Below are 25,416 nucleotides of genomic sequence, written 5' to 3'. Positions count from 1 at the left end.
TTTTGCTGTAAAGCTAAAAAAAGCTTGTTGAATTAATCAACAAGCTTCACAACAATTAGTTTATTTTTTTATCTGAAAGTAACTGATCCATAGTCCGATTTTATCCTGACTGATGATCTGCCCCCACTTCCGATTTTGCCGGTATAATTTTTCGAATTATCATCATCCTGTGACGCTGCCTGACGTACAGCTACCCGATCCCCGGATTTAAATCCGCTATAACTGGTTTGTACATTAAAATCACCATTGAAACCCTCAGCGAATTTTAATTTTGTATCTACATAATCTGCATCAATTGTTAAGTTCCTGCATCCTGCGCCTACTTCAACGATGTCAAAATTATTATAGCTCATCTTAAAATAACCATCGCCCCTTAAAGCGCCAACTTCTACATTAGCGTACTGTGACTTAAGATCAAGTTTACCCACAGTTCCAATCTTAATATTATTGTATTGCTGCCTGATGATTGCATTCCCTTTGATATTATCAACTCTGACATTTGCATATTGTATATCAAGATCAAGGTTATTGACATTGGTAATACTGATTCCAGAACCGTATTGCTGTTTGATGATCGCATCCCCTCTAATCGTATTGATACGAACAGTTACATATTGCGCATTCAGATCCAGTGTTCCGGCAGCTCCTATAGTCAGCCCTGAACCATATTGCTGTTTAACAACTGCTTTATTAATATCCGTAATCGTGGTTTTGCCATACTGAACAGAAACATAATTATTTGCGTTGGATAGCTTTCCGGCCATAAAATCTCCATACTGAACTTTTGCATAAAGCGGGCCGGCAAAATCATCCAGACTGACATTACCAAATTCCTGTGTTAATGTCAAGGAGTTTGTAGCGGGCATATAAACGACATAATTCACCTTTACTTCTCTTCTGCGGCCACGTCCCGACCACCTGCTTCCATTACCTATGCTTGTTTTACAAGTTACCATATCTCCGTCCTTATCAGCAGAAATATTAACCTGGTCAATTAATCTTTGTGCCTCTCTATCTTCATTGCTAAATGCTTTGACCGACACATCAATTTTAATTTCTTTCTTATCCCAGACTTTAATCACCATCCCTCCATATTGATTGTGAAGATTTATTTTATCTGACGAGTTTAAAGAAAAGCTCTTGCTGAAATTCTTTGAGCGCATTGGATCATCTCCATTTTGCGTGTCTGTATTTTGCTGAACTTCAGGAGATGAGCGATTAGAATGAGACGAACTGCCTGAGTTTGCTGCATACAAAGGCTCGTTGCTAACCTTCGCGTCTGTTTTGGTCTGTGCATTGGTCATACTAAATGAACATAGCAGCGCACCTGCAAGGATCAGATTTTTCATATACTATTCTCCTTTTTATATTGACTGACTTCATTAATAATTGACAATTGCTGATTTAACAGCTGAATCTGGATCTCCAGGTTCCTGACCATTGCTTTTACGACCATCTGCTGGTTCGGGCTGCCGGCCATTTCTTTGTTTAATCCTTCGTACGTTTTATTCAGCACCTCAAAATCTGCTTTAAATTTGCGGTAGAGTTCAGGGTTTGTTTTGGCATAAGCCAGTAAACTATCTTGTTTCTGTTCAATTATACTTACAAATTTAACCTGTTTCTGTGCATAGGCAGGGTTTACATCTTCCACGCTGATCTTTCCTCTTTTTCCAGGGATCACATACAGGAACGTGATGCCCAGTACCACAAGCAGTGATGCAGCAATCCCAGACCATAACTGAAGGCTAAAAGTCCTTTTAAGTTTTTTTTTCTGCTTTTCTTGTTTATCCAGTTCTGCTTCAATTTTATCCCACAGTCCACCAGAAGGCCTGTCGGTATCGAACTCCCTCTTATTGTCTCTGATAAAATCTTCTAATTTAGTACTCATCTCTTGCTCCTTTCTTTTCTAATATATTTCTCAATTTGGCTTTTGCTCTCATTAATTGTGACCGGGAAGTAACTTCCGATATCTTCAGGATATGGGAAATCTCCTCATGATCATATCCCTCAAATAAATATAACGTAAGTACCACTCTATACCCATCCGCCAGTCCTTTCACTGCAGCTTTCACCTCTTCTACTCTCCATTGCAGGTCTTCCTGATCTGCTGATTCCTCTGCCGCAACCTCTACCCCATCTAGATTTGTAAACTCCATTCTTCTTTTGCGCAGACAGTTAATAGACTTATTCACGATGATCTGTTTTAGCCAGAGGCCAAAAGTGGTATCACCCCTGAAATCACCAATCCGCAAAAAAGCATCCAAAAATGCTTCCTGTACAACATCTTCAGCTTCAGCTTCATGGTTCACTATCCGCAGCGCAGCGCTGTACATAGCTCTTTCATACAATTTGTATAATTCAAATTGTGCGCCCCGGCTACCTTTCCGGCAAGCGTTAACCAGGTTTATATTCTTGTCTATGTATACTGCTTCCAATGTTCTTCGTATTCGTTATAAATGACATCATGATTTATCAAACGTTGCATCTTAATGAAAAAACTTTTGAATATACTTCGTTAAATCAATAACCCTTTGTAATATGTGGCTCAAAATGAATATTTTTGCGGCTTAATCCGATGAAAAAATGTTAAGAACAACAACTTGCGGAGCCCTGACGATTGAGAATCTAGGCGAAAGCGTAATTCTGTGCGGTTGGGTACAGAAATCCAGAGACTTGGGAGGAATGACTTTTATTGATATCCGTGATCGTTACGGTATCACCCAATTGGTTTTTAATATGGATGATAACACTCAGCTCTGTGAAAAAGCCCGCAGTTTAGGTCGCGAATTTGTGATCAAAGCCAGTGGACTTGTTGTTGAGCGTTCCAATAAAAACCTTAAGATGCCAACGGGAGAAGTGGAAATAAAAATCACTGATCTTGAAATATTAAATGCTTCAAAGATTCCACCATTCTTAATTGATGATGAAACCGATGGTGGCGATGATTTACGTATGAAATATCGTTACCTGGATCTGAGAAGAAATCCGGTAAGAAACAATATGGTGCTGCGTCATAGAATGGCTCAGTCTGTCAGAAAATATCTGGATGCTTTAGATTTTATCGAGGTAGAAACTCCTGTATTGATTAAATCAACACCTGAAGGTGCAAGGGACTTTGTAGTACCAAGCCGGATGAATGCTGGTGAATTCTATGCTTTACCACAATCTCCACAAACCTTTAAGCAATTGCTGATGGTTTCTGGCTTTGACAGATATTTCCAGATCGTAAAATGTTTCAGAGATGAAGATTTACGTGCTGACAGACAACCTGAATTTACTCAGATTGATTGTGAGATGTCCTTTATTGAGCAGGAAGATATTCTGAATACCTTCGAAGGATTGATTCGTACTTTGTTTAAGGAGGTTAAAAACTTCGAATTACCAGAGGTTCCAAGAATGCAATATTCAGATGCTATGCGCTGGTATGGTTCTGATAAACCTGATACACGTTTCGAAATGCGTTTTGTTGAATTAAATGAAATAGTTAAAGGGAAAAACTTTCCTGTATTTGACAATGCAGAATTAGTGATCGGGATCAATGCAACGGGCTGCGCGCATTATACACGTAAACAGCTGGATGAGTTAACTGACTTCATTAAACGTCCTCAGATTGGTGCTACCGGCCTGATTTACGCAAGACACGGAGAAGATGGTTCAATCAAATCTTCTGTTGATAAGTTCTATAGCGAAGAAGATTTAAAAGGATGGGCTGAGGCGCTTCAGACGAAACCAGGTGACTTGATGTTGTTAATGGCGGGAACTAAAGATAAAGTACGTAAACAATTAAGTGAATTACGTCTTGAAATCGGTTCCAGACTAGGTTTACGTGATAAAAACGTATTCAGTGCTTTGTGGGTACTTGATTTCCCTCTTTTAGAGTGGGATGAGGAGTCTGAACGTTATCATGCAATGCACCACCCTTTTACGTCTCCTAAACCAGAAGATATCGCTATGCTGGATACCAATCCTGGCGAAGTAAGGGCAAATGCTTATGATATGGTCGTTAACGGTACTGAAATCGGTGGTGGATCTATTCGTATCCATGACCGTACTTTACAAGCTTTAATGTTCAAACATTTAGGCTTTACGGCTGAAGAAGCTCAAAAACAGTTCGGCTTCCTGATGGATGCTTTTGAATTCGGAGCGCCTCCACATGGTGGTATTGCTTTCGGTTTCGACAGACTTTGTTCCATATTCGCTGGTTTAGACAGTATCCGTGATGTGATCGCTTTCCCTAAAAATAATTCAGGGAGAGATGTGATGATTGATAGTCCTTCGACGATCGATGAGAAACAGTTGAAAGAATTAAAAATAAAAACCAATTTATAAGGGAGACTTCAGTATCTCTTCACAATTTCCTGTTTCCTAAACGACAAAGCCTTCCATTGAAAACCGGAGGGCTTTGTCGTTTAGGCCTTTATATTTATCCTTTCCCCTGCAAGCCCGGCACAATATATTAGCCAGGATCTCAAAAGCCTGCTTCCCCTTATAAGCTTGATAATTCCTTTGTGTAAACACTACCGTTAAATCTTTTTATAAAGTAAAAACCAGTATAAGACCAAGCGAAACCGGCTGTATGGTTTATTTAATAGGCCTCACTATCCGGAGGAATCCCGTAATCCACGAACCCCGGTGCTTTTTCCTTTTTCTTTTTACCAGTGAACAAACCCTTCACCGTATTAAATATCGCAGAAATATGTTCCGCATCCAGCGTTTTACCGACCTTACTTGTCGCTAATCCTACCAATGCCTTTGTAATAAAACCTGAGCCTTTAAACAGTGTACTATTCATGAGGATAGGCAATGCCATAGACATCAGTTTGCTACTGATATTCAGCTTATCATCAACCTTTAAAAATGCAGATGGCGTTGCATATTTCTTAATCAGGCTACCAAAAGTAAACTGTTTAAGATAAATCTTAACATCATCCTTAATTATCTCCTCCTGCATCTTATAATCAACTTTAAGACTAATCAGTCTGACGTTCAGATCCTGCAGGTTATTAATTTCATACTTTTTGCTCATCTTCTTCGTCCTCCTGTAGTTTTTTAAAAAATTTTCTGATCGTGAAGTTGACAATAGCCTTCTCAATGAATTTTTCTTTAGTTACATACACTATAATCGCTAAAAACAGATAAAGCAGTGCAACGCAACCAAAACCAGCCGTATAACTGGCAAAAAGTGTAGATAAGAACAGCGCAAGTGTAACCGTCCCTAAAATAAAGGCCAATACAAAGCAAATACCCACAATAGCGTTAGTAATCAGGTCAGCAAATACTTTGGCAGACCTTTTAATCAACACCAGCCGTGCGTATTCTATCCGGGTATCTACATAGGTTTTAGCCTCTGAAAATAGCTCCTCAATATTCTTTTCTTTCTTCTCCTCCATTGGTAATTAAACTTTAGCTTGTTCTGATCATAAACCTGCAGAACTACTTATAATAACTCATTAATAAGAATATTGTTTAAGCGTGTTCCGCGTCATCTACAAATTCTTCTTCAGCTTCATGCAATTTACTTTTTACAGAACTTACTACTTTATCTTTCAAGCCAGTCAAATGATCAATCTCATCTGCTGCTCTCTCTTTTATTGCATCACCAAGGTCTTTTAGTGACTGATTTAAACGGTCGCGAGTCTCACTTCCTTTTTCAGGCGCAAACAGCAATCCTAATGCTGCACCTGCAGCCAAACCCGTTAATAATCCAATTAATACTTTTGAGTTATCGTTCATGACTTTAATTTTTATGTTTTAATAATTGATTTTGTAGCGATGTAATTGATAATAAGGTGATATTATTTGTTATAACTCTTCAGCCCCGGAATTGTTTTAATCTTTCTGAGAATTTAACAGAATAGAAATTTCCCGGCCGGGTACAAAAGATGAACCGAAGGAAACAATGTACAACACCGTCCTTCATTAAGTTAACACGAAGATAGGAGTTGACTAGGTATCCAGGTTGATTGCCTTCATTTTATTATAAAGGGTTTTCCTGTCTATATTTAAAATCTTTGCGGCCTTTGTCTTATTAAAATTCACCTCACGAAGCACCTTCAGGATCGCCTCATATTCTGCTTCTGAAGCTGCATTTTTCAAGTCCCTTGACTTTTCATGATTTCTGTGAATCGTATTTTCGATGGCCGTTACCTTGGCATCTGTAGAAATCTCCAGTGGTAATGCTTTAAGCTGAATTTCATCAGATTCTGTCAGTAAGGTTGCTCTTCGCACCACATTCTTCAGCTCTCTTACATTTCCCGGCCAGTTATAGCTTAGGAAACACTCTTCCACATCCTTAGAAAAGCCCAGTACATTTCTGCCCAGTTCTTCATTAGCGAAGTCAAGGAAGGTCTTTGCAAAGATCATAATATCTTTCCCCCTCATACTCAATGGCGGAAGGTTGATTGCGAATTCGTTAAAACGATGGTATAAATCTTCTCTAAAACGTCCTCTTTGAATCGCTGTAGCCAGGTTTTCATTTGTAGCTACAATAATGCGGACATCAAGATCAATCTCTTTTGTGCTACCAATACGCTTAATTTTTCTTTCCTGAACCGTTCTCAGTAAGGCAGCCTGTAAATCATAAGATAAGTTTCCTACTTCATCCAGAAAAAGTGTACCCCCATTCGCCATCTCGAAATGGCCTATTTTTGTATTTAATGCCCCAGTGAAAGATCCCTTTTCGTGTCCAAAGAACTCGCTTCCTGCCAATTCTTTTGTTAATGAACCACAATCCATTGCCACAAAAGGGTTATCTCTTCTTGGACTGTTCAAGTGAATAGCCTTTGCTACAGACTCTTTTCCTGTACCACTTTCACCGGTAAGAATTACACTATAAGATGTTGGTGCAACTAATTGAATTTGTTTTAACAGCTCTTTTGAAGCCTGGCTCTGCCCCGCGACAAAGTTCTCTACCTGGTTATAAACAGGCTTTGAAGTCTTTGCTTTTTGCACCTCAGATCTCACACCTTCGGCAGTAGTATCATTTAATGCTATCTGTGTATCGATAGCTTTATTTATAGTGTTTAAGATTTCATCCGGATATAAAGGCTTGGTAATGTAGTCGTAAGCCCCTAATTTAATCAGTTCAACAGCAAGTTTGATATCTGAATAGCCAGTAATAATAATCACACCGGTTTGCGGATAATTCTCTTTAATTTTAATGAGCATTTCCTTTCCATCGGTATCTTCCAGCCTGTAGTCACATAATACAAGATCATACTGATCTTTACTCAGATAGTCTTGTGCAGAAACGCCACTGGTCGCAGTATTCACACTAAACCCATTTCTGGTTAAGAATTTTGACAGTAATAAACCTATATTAATTTCATCATCTACTATTAGTATCCTTTTCATATCTGGCAACAAATTCTAAACTTATTCGATGATAAATATAAAGAAATATTTTATATGGGAAATATTTTCTACACTTATATATTTATATTCCCCTTAATCGCATACTTATCCCCGAAAATGGCTTAACATTACCTTTCATCAAAATTTAAACCATTTAAAACGAGTTAGTTAGCGACCTTTGAAATCTGCACGCCTTTTTTCCAGAAAAGCACCTGTGCCCTCTTTAAAGTCTTGTGTACCAAAACATTTACCGAACTCATCAATTTCGACTTCAAAACCGTTTACGCCCTCATTTACAGCGGCATTCACAGCTCTTATTGCTGCTGCAATAGCAAGGGGTGCACGCTGTTTAATTTTGTTAAGGATCTCTTCGGCCTTGCCAATCAACTCTGTTTGAGGTACTACGTGATTGATCAACCCAATTTTCTCTGCTCTTTCAGCAGTAATCATATCGGCTGTAGTAATCAACTCTGCTGCTCTGCCTTTTCCGACTAATCTGGTTAATCTTTGTGTTCCACCATAACCAGGAATCAAGCCTAAAGTAACTTCTGGTAAGCCCATTTTAGCAGTATCGGCAGCAACACGGATATGGCAAGCCATAGCCAGTTCCAATCCTCCGCCTAAAGCAAATCCATTAATTGCAGCTACAAAAGGCTTCGTACTGTTTTCTATGGCATCAAAAACATTCACTTGCCCGCTTCTGGCCAAATCTTCACCTTGTTCGGTACTATAAGCTGAAAATTCTGAGATATCTGCTCCCGCAACAAATGCTTTTTCACCAGCACCTGTTAAAAGTACGCCTCTTACTTCTTCTGTTTTTGCTGCAAAAGAGATTACATCTGCCAGCTCAGCCAACGTTTGCTTGTTCAGGGCATTTAACTTAGATTCACGGTTAATTGTTATGTAAAGTATATTTGCTTTAACCTCTGATAGTATATTCTGATAGCTCATATTTAAAAGTTTCTGTTTTCGTTAGCCCAGTCACGGATATAATCGACGATAGTCACCATTGTTGTTCCAGGTGCAAATAATTCTCCCACTCCAATCTCTTTGAGCTTTTCCATATCTGATTCAGGGATTATCCCGCCACCCGTTAATAATACATTGGTTAGCTTCTTTTGTTTCATAAACTCCACAATTTTAGGGAAAACGGTCATATGTGCACCCGATAGGATGGAAACACCGATCGCGTCTACGTCTTCTTGCAGCGCGGTATTGACCACCATCTCAGGTGTCTGCCGTAAACCTGTATAAATCACTTCCATACCTGCATCACGTAAAGATGTTGCGATCACTTTTGCTCCGCGGTCATGACCATCCAAGCCAACTTTGGCTACTAAAATACGAATAGGCCTATTTAATGTTTTGCTCATAAATTATACCGATAATCCATCGTAAATGTAAGTAAATTAGCTCTTTTATATTAACTTTGAATATAAATTTACAGTTTTTATGAGTGAGGAAAGATCATTGAACTTTATTGAAGAGATCATTGAAAACGATTTAAATAGTGGAAAGTACAAAACTTTAGTTACACGTTTTCCACCTGAACCTAATGGGTATTTACATATTGGTCATGCTAAGGCAATCTGCCTGAATTTCGGATTAACCCAGAAATATGGTGGTTATACCAACCTGAGATTTGATGATACAAATCCTGTGACCGAAAAAACCGAATACGTAGACAGCCAGCAGGCAGACATCAGGTGGTTAGGTTTTGAATGGAAACATGAATTATATACTTCAGATTATTTTGATACGCTATATGATTTTGCCGTTAAGCTGATAGAAAATGGTCTTGCTTATGTAGATCATGGTAATGCAGAAGAAATTGCTGCCCTTAAAGGCACGCCAACAGAACCTGGTACTGACAGCCCATACCGCAGCCGCAGTGTTGAAGAAAATCTGGCTTTGTTCAGCAGCATGAAAGCTGGTGAACTGGAAGACGGAGCTTGTATCCTGCGGGCTAAAATCGATATGTCAAGTCCTAATATGCTGATGCGTGATCCGATTATTTACCGTATCAAGCATGCAGCGCATCACCGTACAGGCAACAAATGGTGTATTTATCCAATGTACGACTTTGCACATGGTCAGAGTGACAGTATTGAGGAGATTACACATTCTATCTGTACACTTGAATATGTTTCTCACCGGGAGTTGTATGACTGGTTTATTGCACAACTGGGCATTTTCCCTTCACACCAGTACGAGTTTGCACGTTTAAACCTTACTTATACAGTAATGAGTAAACGTAAGCTATTACAATTGGTGAATGAAGGTGTAGTGACTGGGTGGGATGACCCACGCATGCCTACGATCAGCGGCCTTAGAAGAAGAGGTTATACACCAGAAAGTATCCGCGAATTCTGCGAAAGAATCGGAATTGCGAAAAGAGAAAACCTGATTGAACTGAGCTTATTGGAATTCTGTGTTCGTGAACATTTAAATAAAACAGCAAACCGTGTAATGGCAGTTCTTGATCCTATTAAATTAGTGATTACAAACTACCCTGAAGGTAAAGAAGAAATCCTGATTGGGGAGAATAACCCTGAAGCTGAAGATAAAGGCGGTTTAAGAGAGATTCCTTTCAGCAATGAACTTTGGATCGAAAGAGAAGACTTTATGGAAGAACCTGCAAAAAAATGGTTCAGATTAGCTCCTGGAGCAATGGTAAGATTAAAGAACGCTTACATTGTGAAATGTGAAGACTTCAAAAAAGATGCAGATGGAAACGTTACTGAAATTCACTGTACTTATATTCCTGAGTCTAAAAGCGGTGAGGATACCAGCGAAATCCATGTGAAAGGGACTATTCACTGGGTAAGTACAAAACATGCTAAAACTGCTGAAATCAGAGTTTATGACCGTTTATTCTCGGTAGAATCTCCTGACAGCGAAGAAGGTGATTTCAAAGACTACCTGCACCCTGATAGCGTAAAAGTTATTAAGGAAGCTTATATAGAGCCTTATCTTGCTGGTGCTGATCTGGAATCAAGATATCAGTTTATCCGTAAAGGATACTATTGCCTGGATAAAGATTCAACAGCAGATCACCTGGTTTTCAATCAAACTGTTGGTTTGAAAGACGCCTGGGCGAAAGCGAAAAAATAAAATTCAAAAAACCCCTGCCCTTAGATATGCCCGAAAAAGTTAGACAATTTGGGGTTAGTCTAAGGGCAGGGGTTTTTATATCCAAAAAGACCGTTAGTATTTTTGATAAAGATTATATAAGATCATTTTATCACCATCAGTTAATACCGGAGTGATATCTACCTGTACAAAGTGACGTTTAAAGGCAACAATTGCCGCTGGCAGATTACTTACATCATAACCAATAATACGCAGCGCGATAGCCGGATCAAATTCTACAGGGGGAATTTGCAGAACAGCATCATACCATAAACCAAAACCTCTGTCGGCAAGCTGTTTCCATGGAAACTTATTAGGATCAATCTTACGCTTTGGTGCAATATCAGAGTGCCCTATGATATTTGAAGTTGGTATATTGTATTTCTTCTTCAGTGAGGTTAACAATGCAATCAGGCTGTTCATTTGTGCCTCAGAATAAGGTTCATTTCCATTGTTATCCAATTCAATGCCCAAAGAACAAGAGTTCAGATCGTATTCATTTCCCCATTTAGCAACACCAGCATGGTTTGCACGGAGGTAATCATTCACCATTTGCACGACTTTGCCATCTCTTCCTACAATATAATGCGCACTGGTTTGCGTCTCCTTCTTGATAAAAGCCCTGATTGTTCCCTCCGTAGAGGTCATCGCTGTATGGTGGATAATAATAAAATTAGGCTTACGGATACCAAAGTTTACAGATCCTACAAAGGACTGCTGATCAGCTGGAAGCGTCTCAATATTCTGATTCACCGGAGGCATAGCTGTCAGGATATCACCAAACCCTTTGGCCTGGGTCTTATAGATTTTATTGGTCGCTGCGTATTTGTTCGTTGAACAGGCCGCAAGGAAAAACAGGGGGATACATAACAGTAAAATATTTTTACTTAAAGGGATTTGTCTCATCATAGGTAATTATAAACGGTGAAATTACTAATATTTACATAAATGCGTTAGAATACACTAATGTTTATGCCCGGCTTATTATTTTTCCTAATTTAGTTGCGTTATAAAAAATTACCATGAACAAAACTACCAAAGCAGCCTTATTTTTAGCAGGATGCTCGATCATTGCAGGCATAGGATCCTGTACTAACACATCGGGAACCAAGACAGCTACAACGACAACAACAGAGAAACCAAGTGCAGTCAAAGACAGTTTACAGGAATATGTACACAACAGACTGGATATTTATGAAACGGTTAAATTAACGACTAATCTGAATGTACTGAGTGCGAATGAGCGAAAAATACTTCCGCTGCTGATTCAGGCAGCCCAGATCATGGATGAATTGTTCTGGAAACAGGCTTATCCGCAGCGTGACAGCCTGCTTGCAAGCCTGAAAGATGAAAAAACCAAAGAGTTTATTAAAATAAATTATGGCCCATGGGACAGACTGAATGGTGATAAACCATTTATTGCCGGCATTGGGGCCAAACCAGAAGGTGCTTCCTTTTATCCTGCCGGGATGACTAAAGCAGACCTGGAAAAATCTACCTTAAAAGATAAATTCAACGCATATTCGGTAATTCAAAAGGATTCGACAGGAAAACTGGTCAGTGTTCCTTACCATGTAATCTATGCCTCAGAACTTCAAAGAGCTTCCAGTTTATTAAAACAAGCTGCATTAATGACAGAAGATGCAGGTTTTAAAAAATACCTGAACCTTAGAGCAGATGCATTGATGAATGATAATTTTAATGCGAGTGATTATGCATGGTTAGATATGAAAACCAATATCCTGGATATCATTATCGGCCCTATTGAGAATTACGAAGATAAAATGTTCAATGCACGTACTTCTTATGAAGCCTATGTTTTAGTGAAAGATAAGGTATGGAGCAAGCGTTTGGCAAAATATGTAAGTATGCTGCCAGAATTACAAAAAGGACTTCCGGTAGCTGAGAAATATAAAAAAGAAAAACCGGGTACAGATTCCGAATTAAACGCTTATGATGTAGTTTATTATGCTGGCGATTGTAATTCAGGCTCTAAAACAATCGCAGTTAATTTACCGAATGATGAAGTAATTCAACAGAAAAAGGGTACACGCAGGTCACAATTGAAGAATGCAATGAAAGCTAAATTCGATAAGATCCTGGTTCCGATTGCAGCAGAACTGATTGATAAAGATCAGCAGCAATACATCAATTTTGATTCATTCTTTGCCAATGTCATGTTTCATGAAGTAGCACATGGCCTGGGTATCAAAAATACAGTTACTGGTAAAGGTTTCGTAAAAGAAGCACTTAAAGAGCAATCTGGATGGCTGGAAGAAGGAAAAGCAGATATTCTGGGCCTTTATATGGTTACTGGCCTGTTGAAAAAAGGTGAATTAACGGGTGATATTAAAGCCTACTATACCACGTTTATGGCTGGCTTGCTGCGTTCAGTAAGATTTGGTGCTTCAAGTGCACACGGTAAAGCAAATATGCAGTGCTTCAATTTCTTTAAGGAGAAAGGTGCATTTGTAAGAACAGCAAACGGAACTTATAAAGTAGACTTCACGAAATTCCAGACTGCGATGAATGACCTGAGCAACGTAATCCTTACGCTGCAGGGGAATGGTGACAAGGCTGCAGTAGAGAAAGTACAGAAAACCTATGCAGTGATCAGTCCTGAATTACAAGCAGACTTAGACAGGTTAAGCAAAAAAGGGATTCCAGTTGATATTATATTTGAACAGGGAGTTGACGTATTAGGCGTAAAATAAGTTTATCCCACATAAAAAAGGCCATCATGCTCAAAAGTATGATGGCCTTTTTTATGTGGGAGTTTAGGCAGGAAGGTGTTTCAAAATGATATTCTCCAATTCCTGAATATCAAAAGGTTTTGAAAGATAACCGTCTGCACCTGCCTGATCTGCCAGAGACATTACATCATTGTTGGCAGAAAAATAGATAACCGGAATATTCTTTAGTTTTTCATCACTTTTTAACGCTCTGGTGGCATCAATACCACCCACGTCAGGTAACCAGTTATCCATAAAGATAATATCCGGAATATAGGCCATAACCTGTTCTATGATATTATTCGAAGTAGAAGAGGTTTTGATTTCATAACCTGCGTCTTCCAGAATAAAGGTACATAATTCAAGTATGTCGGTATTATCGTCAAAAATGAATACTTTTTTTTGTTCGGCCATTTAAGAGTATAGATTAGGACAACAAATTTATGAATTCTGTCATATCTTCAATGCGTAAAGTGTAATCTATTTTAGCATGAATTGCAGCTTGCTGCGGCATGTAGGAAACCTGGGCTGTAGCGGGGTCCTGAATTGCAGTAATTCCACCCCAGGCTTTTACACTGATTAACCCGTTTACGCCGTCAGAATTAGATCCTGAGAGCAATAAACACACTAATTTAGTTCTGTAAACTTCAGCAGCCGTTTGAAAAGTAGCGTCTATTGCCGGACGGGAATAATTTATTTTTTCTGAATAATCGAGTGAAAAACTTTTGTCTTTTTCGATCAATGTATGATAATCGGACGGCGCAACATAAATTGTGCCCGCCAGGATAGGTTCTTTTTCATCAATTTCTTTCACAATCAGGCTGGTTCTTCCTGAAAGTAATTCTGGTAGCAGTGAATCTGCTCCATGTTTTCTGTGCACTACAATAATGATAGGAAAACTAAGTGCAGCGCTGAGTCCTGGCAGTACTTTCAGCAGTACATCCAGGCTTCCGGCTGAGCCTCCTATAATTAATGCTTCACAGGCTTTCATTAACCTACTTTCCTCCAGATTTTTTCTGCGGGAACCCGCTTGTAATTTTTTGAGAGCGGGGAAAAATCCAATGTTTCCTTACTTCCTAAAGCAAGATAACCAAGCCCCTCCAGACTTTCGTCAAAAAGATTCAAAACTTTATGTTGTAAATCCCTGTCAAAATAAATCAGGACATTACGACATAGAATTAGCTGAAATTCATTAAAAGAGTGATCGGAAACCAGATTGTGTGTAGAAAAGATCAACCTGCTTTTCAGATCCTCGCTGAACTTTGCCAGAGAATAATTCGCAGTATAGTAACTCGAAAAATCTTTTGCACCACCCGATAAAATATAATTCTCTGAATATTGTTTCATTTGACTCATCGCAAACATCCCCTGCGCAGCCTTTTCAAGCACCACAGGATTTAAATCCGTTGCGTAAATTAATGATTTGTGCAATAAATTCAGCTCTTTCAGAATAATAGAAATAGAATAGGCTTCTTCACCGGTTGAACAACCAGCCAGCCAAATTCTTATAAAGGGATAAGTTCCAAGCTTAGGAAGTACCACATCCCTTAAGGTCTTGAAAAATCCCGGGTCTCTGAACATCTCGGTCACATTAACTGTGATCTGTTCTACAAACCTTTTAAAATAAGCAGTATCATTATTTATAGTGTACCGGAACTCTGCAAAACTTACCTGCTTATCCAGAGAATACAACCTGAGTATTCTCCTTTTAATAGACGCTTTGGAATAACCTGTAAAATCATATCCGTAATGTTCCAGCAAATCTGCCAGCAAGATTTCAACTTGCTCGTCAGTAATTACAGATAATTCCTGGCTCATTTAAATATATTTAACTAATAAATCGGTTAGGCTGTCTACATTAATCGGTTTGGATACATAACCAACCGCACCTGCGTTCAGGCAGCGCTCTTTATCTCCAAGCATGGCCTGCGCTGTAACAGCAATGACAGGGATTTCTTTTAATTCAGGATCTTTACTCATGATAGCCATCGCTTCATAACCGTCCATTCCAGGCATCATCATGTCCATTAGTACTACTGCAATATCTTTTTGTTCTTCCAGCAATTGTAAACCCTCTTCACCACCAATGGCCGAAATGCACTGATAACCTTTAGATTTTAACACTGCTTTTAACGCAAAGATATTCCTGTTATCGTCATCTATTATTAATACTTTTCTGTTCTTTTCCATATCTTAAAAGACGGAGATTTTTTTAGTTTTTATCATAAAGCCATACACGCAGTAACGAAATCAGCTGGTCTACATCGACTGGCTTGGAAATATAGTCAGATGCACCTGCAGCGATACATTTCTCTCTATCTCCCATCATTGCTTTCGCTGTAACAGCTAAAATAGGTAAATGTTTAAACGCGCTTATTTTACGGATTTCTTTGGTACTTTCATATCCGTCCATTTCTGGCATCATCATATCCATAAGCACAAGATCTATCGATGGATTCTCTTTAAGTAACTGTAGCGCCTCTTTTCCATCAGTTGCTGCTAATACTTTCATCTTATGCTGTTCCAATGCTTTAGTGAGGGAAAAGATGTTCCTGACATCGTCATCAGCAATCAATACTGTCTTATTGTGCAGTACTTCATACAACCCCCCCAGAGTTTCAGTTGATTTCTTGTTCCTGCTTTCTATAGATTTCTCTTCTACCAAATGCAGAAAAAGACCTGCTTCATCCAGAATACGCTGATAAGAGTGCGCCGTTTTCACCACAATAGAATCTGCATACTGCTTAATTCTCCGTTCTTCGCCCTGAGACAGGTTTTTCCCCGTAAAAATAATAATAGGAAGATTTTCTAATCCTTCGCTTTTTTTAATCGTTTCTAAAGTCAGGTAGGCATTTTTATCAGGAATACCCATATCCAGGATTACGCAGTCCACTTCTTTGCGCTGCAATGCGTCAACACTTTCTGCAACGTTATTCACGACCTCAGTTTGTATGGCATGGTTACTTAAAAAGTAGCTTAGTGCTTTTGCGTGCTGCTGATTTTCTTCTACAATCAATACCTTTTTAGGATGACGGCTTAAAGCATGTTCCAGCTTTTGGAAAATCTGCTGCATATGCTCCAATGCGACAGGTTTGTTGATAAAGTCAACAGCTCCTTTTAACAAACTTTCCTTTTTAACTTCCAGAGAAGACATAATATGTACAGGAATAGGTCTTGTTTTCGGATTTGCTTTCAATTCTTCCATTACCTGCCATCCATCTTTTACGGGTAGCTGTATATCCAGCAAGATCGCTAAGGGATTAAAGTGATTAGCCAGTTCTATACCAATATCACCTCTTACAGCAACGATCCCTTTATAATTTCTTTTGCGGGTAAAGGTTAACAATGCTTTAGCAAAAGAAGTATCATCTTCAATAATCAGGATAACCTTATCACCTTTGACAATAGTTGCACGGTCATCTTCAATTTCCTGCGGAATATGGTCTACTGTATAGCGTTCAGGTAATACTGTTCCTGTTGTTTCAACAACCTCAACGTCACTGTAATCGTAAATTGCATGAATTTCTTCTTCGAGTTCGGCTGCAATACCGTCTATAGGTAAAATCAGGGTGAACGTACTACCCGTATTTTCTGCACTTGTCAATTCAATTTCACCACCTAATAACTTAGCCAGTTCTCTGCTGATTGAAAGTCCAAGTCCTGTTCCACCAAATTTCCTCCTGGTAGATCCATCGGCCTGTTGAAAGGCTTCAAAAACTAGTCCTTGTTTAGCTGCAGGAATACCAATTCCCGTATCCGTTACCTTAAAGATCATTGCATTATTTGCCTGATCGCTATGAATATTCAAGATTACACTTCCCTTGGCCGTAAACTTAATCGCATTGGACAATAGATTCTTTAAAATCTGTTCCAGACGCATTTTATCGGTATGAAGCATTGGTAGTGCACTCTCCTGCTCGATCTTAAACTCCAGGTTCTTGTTTTTCGCTATCGGGTTAAATAAAGAACGCATATCTGAAGCCACTTCATTTAAGCTGATATCTGCCAGTTCCAATTTCATCTTCCCTGCTTCGATTTTAGAGAGATCCAGGATTTCGTCAATCAAACCTAGTAAGCCTTGCCCCGAACTCTGAATAACCTCAGCATATTCAATATATTCCGGATCCAGTTCTTCATTATCAGACATTAATTTAGACAACAGCAAAATTGAATTCAGCGGTGTCCTTAATTCATGAGACATATTTGCAAGGAACTCTGACTTATACTTTGTGCTTTGTTCCAGCTGCTCAGATTTTTGCTGAATCTCCACATTATGTTCATGGATCATCTGATTTTTCTCTTCCAGCAAAGTCGTCCTTTCTTCCAGTTCCTGGTTACTTTGTAAAAGCTCTTCCTGTTGTACCCGAAGTTCTTCTTCTGAAGTTTGTATTTTTTGAGTTTGTGCTTCTAATTCAGCATTCAGGCCTTCCAGTTCACTGTGCTGCGCTTGTAATTCTTCTGCCTGTGCCTGCGTTTCTTCCAGGAATTCTTGTAATTTTTTACGGTTTTGTGCCACATGAACAGCTACCCCAATATTAGTCGCGATGTTATTGAAAAAATCAAGCTGCAATTGGCTGAAAGTATTCAAAGAGCCAAATTCCATTACACCCACAATAATATTATCCCTGATTATAGGTACTGCAACAATATTTTTAGGTTTTGTATTTCCAGCTGCATAACTAATGGTCAGCTCTCCATCAGGAATATCATTCAGCAAAATCTGTTTACCAGATCTTAATACCTGACCAACCAGTCCTTCCCCGTCTTTCAGCGTTCTTTTCTGCCGATCTGCCAGCAAGGCATAACTTCCAGCCAAATGCAGCTCCCGGTCATTTTCTAAAAGATAAAATGCTGCTACTTGTGCACTGGTATGCTGAATAATATTATCTAAAATATCGTTAGCCAGCGTTTCTACGTTTTTCTCGCCAACCATTTTATCGTTCAGGTTTGCAATACCAGATTGCAACCATTCTTTGTCGGCCAGTAAAGAGAAAGAGTATTGTAAAGATTCTGCCATTGAGTTCAGAGAGACTGCCAATCTTCCTAAACCATCTTCCGAGGCTTCATCCAGTCTGATCTGATAATTTCCACTGGAAATCTGAGCAGCTATTCCCTGAATCGCCTGAATCCGGCGATCAACTTCTTTATTCGTTGCTTCCAGCTCTTCTTGTAATCTTATTCTTGCATCGAAATCTGTCGAAACTCTGCGGTAAAAGAAGATGGTAATTAAAATAGCCAGTATTGCTGCCAAAATGATTAAGATTGGCGTAAAATCAGCCAGTTTACTCTGACTTGCAGTACGCCTGGCCAGTAAACTCTGTTCTTCACCCTGCATAGTTTTAATTACATCCCTGGCTTTATCCATATAAGATTTGCCGGTAAGCAGGTCACCAATGCTTACAGCCCCACCCTTCCTTTTAATGGCTATAGTTTTATCAAGGATACCCAAACGGCCTTCAATAATTTCTCTTAATTTACCGATATTAGCCTGTTGTGCATCATTATCAGTAGTTTGACGCTGTAGAGTATCCAGTAAAAGAACCGCTCCAGCTTTAGCTCCGTTATAAGGTTCAAGAAAAACTTCATCTCCTGTGAGCAGAAATCCCCGTTGTCCGGTCTCCGCGTCTTTTAAAACGGATAAAACACTATCCGTATGCCTGATTACAGCATTGCTATGAGAAACCAGATCTGAATTTTTAATCAGGTTACTAATACTTATATAGGAAGCAAACGAACTGATAAAAAGCAATAATAAAGATAACCCCAGTCCAAAGCGCAGGTTTTTTTTTAATGTTTTTTTGATCATAAAAAGGGAATATTTTTAAGCTGTCTCTGTGGTTGAAATTAAAGGAATATTGAAGTAAAATTCAGATCCCTCTCCTAAAATACTATTTACACCTACTGTGCCGCCATGTCTACCGATAATTTCTGCAGAAATATATAAACCAATCCCTAAGCCCTGGAAATGGATAGATGTTTCCTCTACCCGGTAAAATTTATCAAAGACATTCTTTTGCTGTTCTGGCTCAATACCAATTCCGAAATCTCTCACCGCTACCGTAACCCTGTCATCTGCAACGGTCACATTAATATGAACTTCGGTTGTTCCCGGAGCATATTTAATGGCATTGGTCAGGAAATTCACCACGACCTGTTCAATCCGCATTTCATCCGCAAAGATTTCAGCAGGAACATGCCCCTTTTTTATAATGGTAAATTCAGGATTAGACTGGTGGATGACTTCCAGAATGTTATCCAGCAGCGTATTCAGATTGAAGTATTGTTTATTAAACTTCAGTTTGCCACTTTCAATTTTAGAAATATCAAGTAAATCAGCAATCAGGTCGCTCAGCTTATCCAATTGTAACTGCGCCTTTTTCAAGTGTTTTTTTACCGTTGGGATATCACCTTTATCTACACTTCTTTCCAATAATTGTACGTATCCCTTCACACTGGTCAAAGGTGTTTTTAACTCATGACTGGCAATACTGATAAATTCGTCTTTTTTTCTTTCTGCTCTTTTTCGGAATTCTATTTCTTCAAGCAGCGTTTTCTGAATTTCTATGAGTTTCCGGCTTTGCTCATAGATTCTATAAAAGGTTTTTACTTTTAAAAGCAGGATATTGATATCGACGGGTTTAGTGATATAGTCCAATCCGCCCGAAGAATAACCTTTCGTGATAAAGCTGAGTTCAGTATTTGCAGCTGATAAAAAGATAATGGCTGTTTCTTTGGCCTTACTGTATCCTGCAATAGCTTCTGCAACTTCAAAGCCATCCATTCCAGGCATCTGAACATCTAATATGATTAATACATAAGCCGTTTTAAGGACTTTTTTCAAAGCTTCTTCTCCCGAGGAAGCTGTATCTACTTCAAAATTGTGTCTTTCGAGAACTTTTTTTAACGAGATAAGATTCTCTGGTGTATCGTCTACAATTAGGATCATTATGATGAATAAATAATAATTTTAAAGCTGATTACTAGTAAAGGTATCTCCCTGGTTAATATCCCCGGTCTCAAATCCTTTTTTAAACCAGTACATTCTCTGAGCTGAAGTACCATGTGTAAAAGCATCAGGCACAACCTGTCCGCTGGATTGTTGTTGCAATTTATCGTCGCCGATTGCATTTGCAGCAGTCAATGCTTCCTCCAGATCTCCTGGATCTAATTCAAAATTCTTAAGTTTTTGTGCATGGTTAGCCCAAAGACCAGCAAAAAAGTCAGCTTGTAATTCCAGCTTTACAGAAAGTTTATTGTACTCCGTTTTTGATAAGGAACCACGTGCGCGTTCCACTTTCTCCGATATACCCAATAAATTCTGTACATGATGGCCCACTTCGTGTGCGACTACATAAGCCTGTGCGAAATCACCTGCAGCACCAAAGCGGTCCTTTAATTCCGTATAGAAACCAAGGTCAATATATACTTTATGATCTCCGGGACAATAAAAAGGCCCTACTGAAGCCCCTGCACGACCACAGGCAGATTCTGTGCTCCCAGTAAAAACCCTGAGCTTAGGATGCGCATAAGTTTTACCCATTTTACTAAACTCTTCGTCCCAAACCAGCTCCGTAGATTCCAGTACTCCACTCACAAATTTCAGCTCAGGATCAGTATTTGACCCTTGTTTAACTTCAACCTGCTGGGTTTCGCCCAAAGGCAGTTGAGAAACCAGGCCGGTAAGGTCAGTACCAAAAAACATTCCCACAAGTACGACAATCAGGCCAATACCACCGCCTAACAACGTTTTTCCTCCAGAGGAGCCTCTAGCGTCTTCTACATTATCACTACCCTTACCGAACCATTTCATATTTTTTAAGCGTTAATCAGTTATAACAAATATTAAGTTCAAATTGTTGTGCTGAATTTAAATAATTCCAGAACCTATTCAAAAGCTGTTAACGCTGCTATAATACGGCTCTTAGTATTTTCAGCGCCCAAAGTTACTGCAATATCAAAAACACCAGGACCAAATTTTCCACCAACCAGCATAATCCGGAAAGGCAACATTAATTCTCCTGGCTTCAAGCTATGCTCCGCAGCCAAAACTTTAAATTTATCTTCAAGTTCTAAAGCAGTTAATCCATCTTCAAGCATCAGAATATACGCCGTAAAGAAGGTTGCTTTTTCAGCTGTCCATTTACTTTGCACCGCAGGCAGATCATACGAAGCTGGTGCGTTAAAGAAATACTCACTTTGCGCAACAAAATCAGTTAACAAATTACACCTGTCTTTGATCAGTCCAATCACTTTCAAAGCAAAATTATCATCCGTCAAAATGATTTCTTTGGCAGCAAACTCCTGTTTAACTATGTCCAGCAAACCAGCAGCATCAGTCTGCTTGATCCATTCATGATTATACCATTTAGCTTTCTCAAAATCAAATTTAGCTCCTGCTTTACTGATTCTTTCTACAGAGAACTTTTCAATAAGTTCGGCCATAGTGAAAAGCTCCTGATCAGTTCCATCATTCCAGCCCAACATTGCCAGTAAGTTTACAAAAGCTTCAGGCATAAAGCCAAGCTCTTTGAAACCTTTGGTCGTATCTCCGGTTTTAGGATCTGTCCAGTTCTGAGCATACACAGGGAAACCTAAACGGTCACCATCACGTTTACTTAGTTTACCGTTTCCATCTGGTTTTAAGATGAGCGGTAAATGTGCCCAGTTAGGCATTTCATCTTCCCAGCCCAGGTATTTCCATAATAAAATGTGAACTGGTGCTGAAGGTAACCACTCTTCGCCCCTAAAAATATGACTGATTTCCATTGCTTTGTCATCTGCGACTACAGCAAGGTGATACGTAGGCATTCCATCAGCTTTTAAAAGCACTTTATCATCTACAAGATTGGTTTCAAACGTAACCAGTCCTCGGATCATATCTATAAAAGACACCTGTTCATCTGCCGGCATTTTAATGCGGACAACATGTGGCGTATTATTTTTCAAAAGGATATCAACCTCCTGCTCAGAAAGGGTTAATGAATTTCTCATACTCATTCTGGAAGACAGGCCGTATAGAAAATTAGGAATCTCTTTACGTTTAGCATCTAATTCTTCAGGAGTATCAAAAGCATAATAAGCAAATCCATCAGCAATCAGCTGATCAGCATACTGCTTGTAAGTGGGTTTACGTTCACTCTGACGGTAAGGAGCAAATTCACCACCAACCTGCGGACTTTCATCAGGATGAATGCCACACCAGGCCAGGCATGAAGCAATATATTCCTCTGCTCCTGCTACAAAACGGGTCTGATCTGTATCCTCAACACGCAATACAAATGTACCCTTGTGTTTTTTGGCGAATAAATAATTAAATAAAGCCGTGCGTACACCGCCTAAATGAAGGCCCCCTGTCGGACTGGGCGCAAATCTTACTCTAACTTTCTTTTCCATATTATGAATCACAAAGATATATTTTTTAAGCGCTTACCGTTCTATTGATGTCTTTTTGAATGCTATTTTGTAATTTGCCTGAATATTCTATGAATCCCTACGAAAAAAAACGCCGCTGGAAGTTCTTCCTCCTTATTTTTGCGATTGTAATCGGAGCCGCATCAGTGTTCTACAGCGACTTTTTCGTTAAAAAGATGGAGCGCGAAGAACAAGTTCAGTTTCAACTCTATGTCAAAGTAACTGAACAGTCTTTAGTCATGTATGACGATGACCGCTTTACTGATCTGATTGAAACGATTACCAAAAACACGAAGCTCCCGGTAATTATGACCGATGGGGATGGCCTGATCAATTCTTACCAGGGCCTGGACTCTGCAAAGACAAATTATGGCGTAGAAAAACAGTACAAGAAAACGTACGACCCCGCCTACTTTGAAAGAGAGCTCAGGCAAATGAAATTGCAACATCCAGGGACGCCAATTATTGGTCTGGATGGTAAAATATGGCATATTTATCATAAAGACTCTTTTATTTTAACGCAACTGCGCTATTTCCCTTTTATCCAGCTCGGCGTAATCGGCCTGTTCTTGCTGACTGCTTATGTGGCTTTCAGTTCTGCCAGACGTTCTGAGCAAGATCAGGTATGGGTGGGGATGGCAAAGGAAACAGCGCATCAGCTGGGAACTCCTATTTCTTCATTAATGGCCTGGATAGAGCTCATGAAATCCCGCTTTAATGCCGAAGATGACCCATTGATTGCTGAAATGGAGAATGACCTCAAAAGACTGGAAGTGATTACAGACCGTTTTTCCAAGATTGGCTCGAAACCTGTTCTGGAAGATCATGTTGTTTATTCTGTGATTAGTAATTTCATCCAGTATTTCCAGTTAAGGACTTCTGATAAAGTAATTTTCACCATTACCGGCGACGATCAGGTACGTGCTATGCTCAACATCCCCCTGTTTGACTGGGTGACGGAAAATCTGCTTAAAAATGCAGCCAATGCCATTGAGAATGAAGGGCACATTACGGTCAACATTATTGAACATCTGGCCAAAGAAGAAGTATTCATAGACATTTCAGATACAGGAAAAGGTATTCCGAGATCTAAATTTGATGCCGTTTTCCAACCTGGTTATACCACAAGGAAAAGAGGCTGGGGATTGGGACTATCCTTAACCAAAAGAATTGTAGAAAATTATCATAGTGGTCAGATCTTCGTCAAAGACTCTGAATTAGGCAAAGGAACCACATTTCGCATTATCCTAAAAAGCAGTATTAAATATGAACCGACCTCAACCAAACGAATACCCGGCATGGGCATTGACTTACATTGAAAAAGTTAATAGCGATATTATTGAACTCTTAGAACGTCAGGCTGATGAGTTTCCAGATTTCTTAAACACATTGACCGCTAAGGCTGATTATGCTTATGCAGCAGGTAAATGGACGCTGAAAGAGATGGCCGGACATATTATCGATACCGAAAGAATCTTAGTATACCGCTTAACCTGTTTTTCCCGCCTGGAGCAAACTGCTTTACCGGGTTTTGAGGAAGATGATTATGTTGCGCATGCACACTTTTCTGACCGCGACCTGAGCAGCTTTGCAGAAGAATTCAGTTTGCTGAGAAAAGCGAACTTGTATCTGTTCAAATCATTAAACGAACAGGAGCTGAAACGCAGTGGAACAGCTTCCGAAAGACAAATCTCTGTTCGCGCTTTACTTTATGTGATCGCCGGACATTTAATGCACCATACACAAATCATTAACGAAAGATATTTATGATCTGGTTTACCGAATTTACTCCTCATCAGCTTAATGAAAGGCCTAAGAACCATTTAGGAGGACTTTTAGACATCCAATTTACAGCAATTGGTGAGAATTCGGTAACTGCAACTATGCCTGTAGATGAACGTACGCATCAGCCTGCAGGAATATTGCATGGCGGGGCTTCCGTAGTACTTGCAGAGACTCTGGGCAGTATTGCTTCTTTCATGTGTATAGATCCTGAATTGTATCAGGCGGTAGGGCTTGAGATCAACGCCAATCATTTACGTCCCGTTAAAAGTGGAAAAGTTACCGGAATTTGTACTGTGATCCATAAGGGGGCGAAAACCCATATCTGGGATATCAGGATTTATGATGACAGGGGAAAAATGAATTGTATCAGCCGTTTGACAGTTGCTATTATTCCTAAAACTAGATAATTAACAGTTTTGCAAAATACCCTGAATTCCATAAAAAGCATTTATCCGTTAAAGGAAGTGCATTTGAACCTGTTGCTGAAAGAATTGAAGGAAGTAGGACTGCCCAAAGGCCACCTGATTATCAGGGCCGGAAAGGTAGAACGCGCTTTATATTTCATAGAGAACGGAGTGGCACGTGCTTATGTGGATGGCAAAGACAACCGGATTACGTTCTGGTTTGGCATGGAGGGTGATATTATTCTTTCCTACCATAGCTATATTAACAATACACCTGGTTATGAAAGTATAGAGCTGCTGGAAAACTGCCGGCTCTACGAATTGAAGACTGAAGCTTTGGAAGCTTTATATAATACACATACGGAACTGGCCAACTGGGGCAGAAAACTGGCAGAGCTTATCTTGATTAAAACCGAGGAAAGTTATATTGGCCGCTTGTTTAAGCCTGCTAAAGAACGCTATATTGATCTATTGCAAACAGATCCGCTCCTGATTCAGCGAATTCCCTTAGGTCATATTGCTTCTTATCTTGGGGTCACACAAGTTACCCTGAGCAGAATCAGAGCAGAGATCAAATAGGTTCATTTTTTAACATTTGT

25 protein-coding genes are annotated in these 25,416 nt (G+C 39.4%); 7 read left to right on the top strand and 18 right to left on the bottom strand.

The window, feature by feature from the left end; genetic code table 11:
* Nucleotides 1-68 precede the first annotated feature (68 nt).
* Genes AY601_RS21140 through AY601_RS21130 form a run of 3 tightly spaced genes read right to left on the bottom strand, consistent with a single transcriptional unit; the run spans nt 69 to nt 2,435 of the window.
* On the bottom strand, nt 69-1,349 hold the full coding sequence (locus AY601_RS21140; protein WP_068404851.1) for a hypothetical protein: 1,281 nt from the start codon (nt 1,347-1,349) through the stop codon (nt 69-71).
* Nucleotides 1,346-1,888 (bottom strand): hypothetical protein, encoded by a 543-nt coding sequence (locus tag AY601_RS21135; protein WP_068404848.1) that lies wholly within the window; start codon nt 1,886-1,888, stop codon nt 1,346-1,348. Before AY601_RS21135 ends, AY601_RS21140 begins: the two co-directional genes overlap by 4 nt.
* On the bottom strand, nt 1,878-2,435 hold the full coding sequence (locus AY601_RS21130; RefSeq protein WP_068404846.1) for an RNA polymerase sigma factor: 558 nt from the start codon (nt 2,433-2,435) through the stop codon (nt 1,878-1,880). The genes AY601_RS21135 and AY601_RS21130 overlap by 11 nt, the downstream gene beginning before the upstream one ends.
* 148 nt (nt 2,436-2,583) lie before the next feature.
* On the opposite strand from AY601_RS21130, the gene aspS reads away from it, so the two are divergent.
* Entirely contained in the window at nt 2,584-4,329 is a 1,746-nt protein-coding gene (gene aspS, locus AY601_RS21125) for an aspartate--tRNA ligase (RefSeq protein ID WP_068404844.1), read from the top strand.
* 256 nt (nt 4,330-4,585) lie between these two features.
* On the opposite strand, the gene AY601_RS21120 is transcribed toward aspS, so the two are convergent.
* The 6 genes from AY601_RS21120 to AY601_RS21095 form a co-directional block, all read right to left on the bottom strand.
* The gene (locus AY601_RS21120) at nt 4,586-5,026 is read right to left on the bottom strand and encodes a hypothetical protein (RefSeq protein WP_068404841.1); all 441 of its coding nucleotides are present in this window, start codon (nt 5,024-5,026) and stop codon (nt 4,586-4,588) included.
* Nucleotides 5,010-5,390 (bottom strand): phage holin family protein, encoded by a 381-nt coding sequence (locus tag AY601_RS21115; protein ID WP_068404838.1) that lies wholly within the window; start codon nt 5,388-5,390, stop codon nt 5,010-5,012. The genes AY601_RS21120 and AY601_RS21115 overlap by 17 nt, the downstream gene beginning before the upstream one ends.
* Nucleotides 5,391-5,466: 76 nt before the next feature.
* Nucleotides 5,467-5,733 (bottom strand): YtxH domain-containing protein, encoded by a 267-nt coding sequence (locus AY601_RS21110; protein ID WP_068404836.1) that lies wholly within the window; start codon nt 5,731-5,733, stop codon nt 5,467-5,469.
* Between the two features lie 213 nt (nt 5,734-5,946).
* Nucleotides 5,947-7,353, bottom strand: coding sequence for a sigma-54-dependent transcriptional regulator (locus tag AY601_RS21105; RefSeq protein ID WP_068404834.1), 1,407 nt, complete (start codon nt 7,351-7,353; stop codon nt 5,947-5,949).
* Nucleotides 7,354-7,521: 168 nt separating this feature from the next.
* Nucleotides 7,522-8,304 carry an enoyl-CoA hydratase/isomerase family protein gene (locus AY601_RS21100; protein WP_068404831.1) on the bottom strand — a complete coding sequence of 261 codons (783 nt, stop codon included), beginning with the start codon at nt 8,302-8,304 and terminating at the stop codon, nt 7,522-7,524.
* A gap of 2 nt (nt 8,305-8,306) precedes the next feature.
* Nucleotides 8,307-8,726 (bottom strand): cobalamin B12-binding domain-containing protein, encoded by a 420-nt coding sequence (locus AY601_RS21095; protein WP_068404829.1) that lies wholly within the window; start codon nt 8,724-8,726, stop codon nt 8,307-8,309.
* A gap of 79 nt (nt 8,727-8,805) precedes the next feature.
* On the opposite strand from AY601_RS21095, the gene AY601_RS21090 reads away from it, so the two are divergent.
* Nucleotides 8,806-10,467 (top strand): glutamine--tRNA ligase/YqeY domain fusion protein, encoded by a 1,662-nt coding sequence (locus AY601_RS21090; RefSeq protein WP_068404826.1) that lies wholly within the window; start codon nt 8,806-8,808, stop codon nt 10,465-10,467.
* Between the two features lie 93 nt (nt 10,468-10,560).
* Here the strand turns inward: AY601_RS21090 and AY601_RS21085 are convergent, their stop codons facing one another.
* The gene (locus tag AY601_RS21085; protein ID WP_068404824.1) at nt 10,561-11,391 is read right to left on the bottom strand and encodes an N-acetylmuramoyl-L-alanine amidase; all 831 of its coding nucleotides are present in this window, start codon (nt 11,389-11,391) and stop codon (nt 10,561-10,563) included.
* A 116-nt stretch (nt 11,392-11,507) separates the two neighbouring features.
* Between AY601_RS21085 and AY601_RS21080 the strand changes: the two genes are divergently transcribed.
* Nucleotides 11,508-13,199: a dipeptidyl-peptidase 3 family protein gene (locus tag AY601_RS21080; protein ID WP_068404822.1), complete on the top strand. Its 1,692-nt coding sequence runs from the start codon at nt 11,508-11,510 to the stop codon at nt 13,197-13,199.
* 63 nt (nt 13,200-13,262) lie between these two features.
* Here the strand turns inward: AY601_RS21080 and AY601_RS21075 are convergent, their stop codons facing one another.
* The 8 genes from AY601_RS21075 to gltX form a co-directional block, all read right to left on the bottom strand.
* Entirely contained in the window at nt 13,263-13,631 is a 369-nt protein-coding gene (locus tag AY601_RS21075; RefSeq protein ID WP_068404820.1) for a response regulator, read from the bottom strand.
* Between the two features lie 13 nt (nt 13,632-13,644).
* On the bottom strand, nt 13,645-14,208 hold the full coding sequence (locus AY601_RS21070) for a chemotaxis protein CheB (RefSeq protein ID WP_084359373.1): 564 nt from the start codon (nt 14,206-14,208) through the stop codon (nt 13,645-13,647).
* The gene (locus tag AY601_RS21065) at nt 14,208-15,035 is read right to left on the bottom strand and encodes a CheR family methyltransferase (RefSeq protein WP_068404816.1); all 828 of its coding nucleotides are present in this window, start codon (nt 15,033-15,035) and stop codon (nt 14,208-14,210) included. The genes AY601_RS21070 and AY601_RS21065 overlap by 1 nt, the downstream gene beginning before the upstream one ends.
* A complete protein-coding gene (locus tag AY601_RS21060) occupies nt 15,036-15,407 on the bottom strand; it encodes a response regulator (protein WP_068404814.1) in 372 nt (123 codons plus the stop codon).
* 22 nt (nt 15,408-15,429) lie between these two features.
* Nucleotides 15,430-19,023: a response regulator gene (locus AY601_RS21055; RefSeq protein ID WP_068404811.1), complete on the bottom strand. Its 3,594-nt coding sequence runs from the start codon at nt 19,021-19,023 to the stop codon at nt 15,430-15,432.
* Between the two features lie 15 nt (nt 19,024-19,038).
* Complete coding sequence (locus AY601_RS21050) at nt 19,039-20,163, bottom strand: hybrid sensor histidine kinase/response regulator (RefSeq protein WP_068404809.1); 1,125 nt, start codon at nt 20,161-20,163, stop codon at nt 19,039-19,041.
* 21 nt (nt 20,164-20,184) lie between these two features.
* Nucleotides 20,185-21,027 (bottom strand): neutral zinc metallopeptidase, encoded by an 843-nt coding sequence (locus AY601_RS21045; RefSeq protein WP_068404807.1) that lies wholly within the window; start codon nt 21,025-21,027, stop codon nt 20,185-20,187.
* 74 nt (nt 21,028-21,101) lie between these two features.
* Nucleotides 21,102-22,610, bottom strand: a complete 1,509-nt coding sequence (gltX, locus tag AY601_RS21040; RefSeq protein ID WP_068404805.1) for a glutamate--tRNA ligase — start codon at nt 22,608-22,610, stop codon at nt 21,102-21,104.
* An 89-nt stretch (nt 22,611-22,699) separates the two neighbouring features.
* Here gltX and AY601_RS21035 point away from each other — a divergent pair, with 89 nt between their 5' ends.
* Genes AY601_RS21035 through AY601_RS21020 form a run of 4 tightly spaced genes read left to right on the top strand, consistent with a single transcriptional unit; the run spans nt 22,700 to nt 25,396 of the window.
* A complete protein-coding gene (locus AY601_RS21035) occupies nt 22,700-23,947 on the top strand; it encodes a sensor histidine kinase (protein ID WP_068404803.1) in 1,248 nt (415 codons plus the stop codon).
* On the top strand, nt 23,895-24,398 hold the full coding sequence (locus tag AY601_RS21030; RefSeq protein ID WP_068404801.1) for a DinB family protein: 504 nt from the start codon (nt 23,895-23,897) through the stop codon (nt 24,396-24,398). Before AY601_RS21035 ends, AY601_RS21030 begins: the two co-directional genes overlap by 53 nt.
* A complete protein-coding gene (locus tag AY601_RS21025; protein ID WP_068404799.1) occupies nt 24,395-24,820 on the top strand; it encodes a hotdog fold thioesterase in 426 nt (141 codons plus the stop codon). The genes AY601_RS21030 and AY601_RS21025 overlap by 4 nt, the downstream gene beginning before the upstream one ends.
* Before the next feature lie 9 nt (nt 24,821-24,829).
* Nucleotides 24,830-25,396 (top strand): Crp/Fnr family transcriptional regulator, encoded by a 567-nt coding sequence (locus tag AY601_RS21020; protein WP_084359371.1) that lies wholly within the window; start codon nt 24,830-24,832, stop codon nt 25,394-25,396.
* Nucleotides 25,397-25,416: the final 20 nt, after the last annotated feature.

Source organism: Pedobacter cryoconitis (assembly GCF_001590605.1).
GTDB lineage: Bacteria > Bacteroidota > Bacteroidia > Sphingobacteriales > Sphingobacteriaceae > Pedobacter > Pedobacter cryoconitis_A.
The sequence above is the reverse complement of the archived record's forward strand: the minus strand, read 5'-3'. Positions and strand labels throughout refer to the sequence as shown.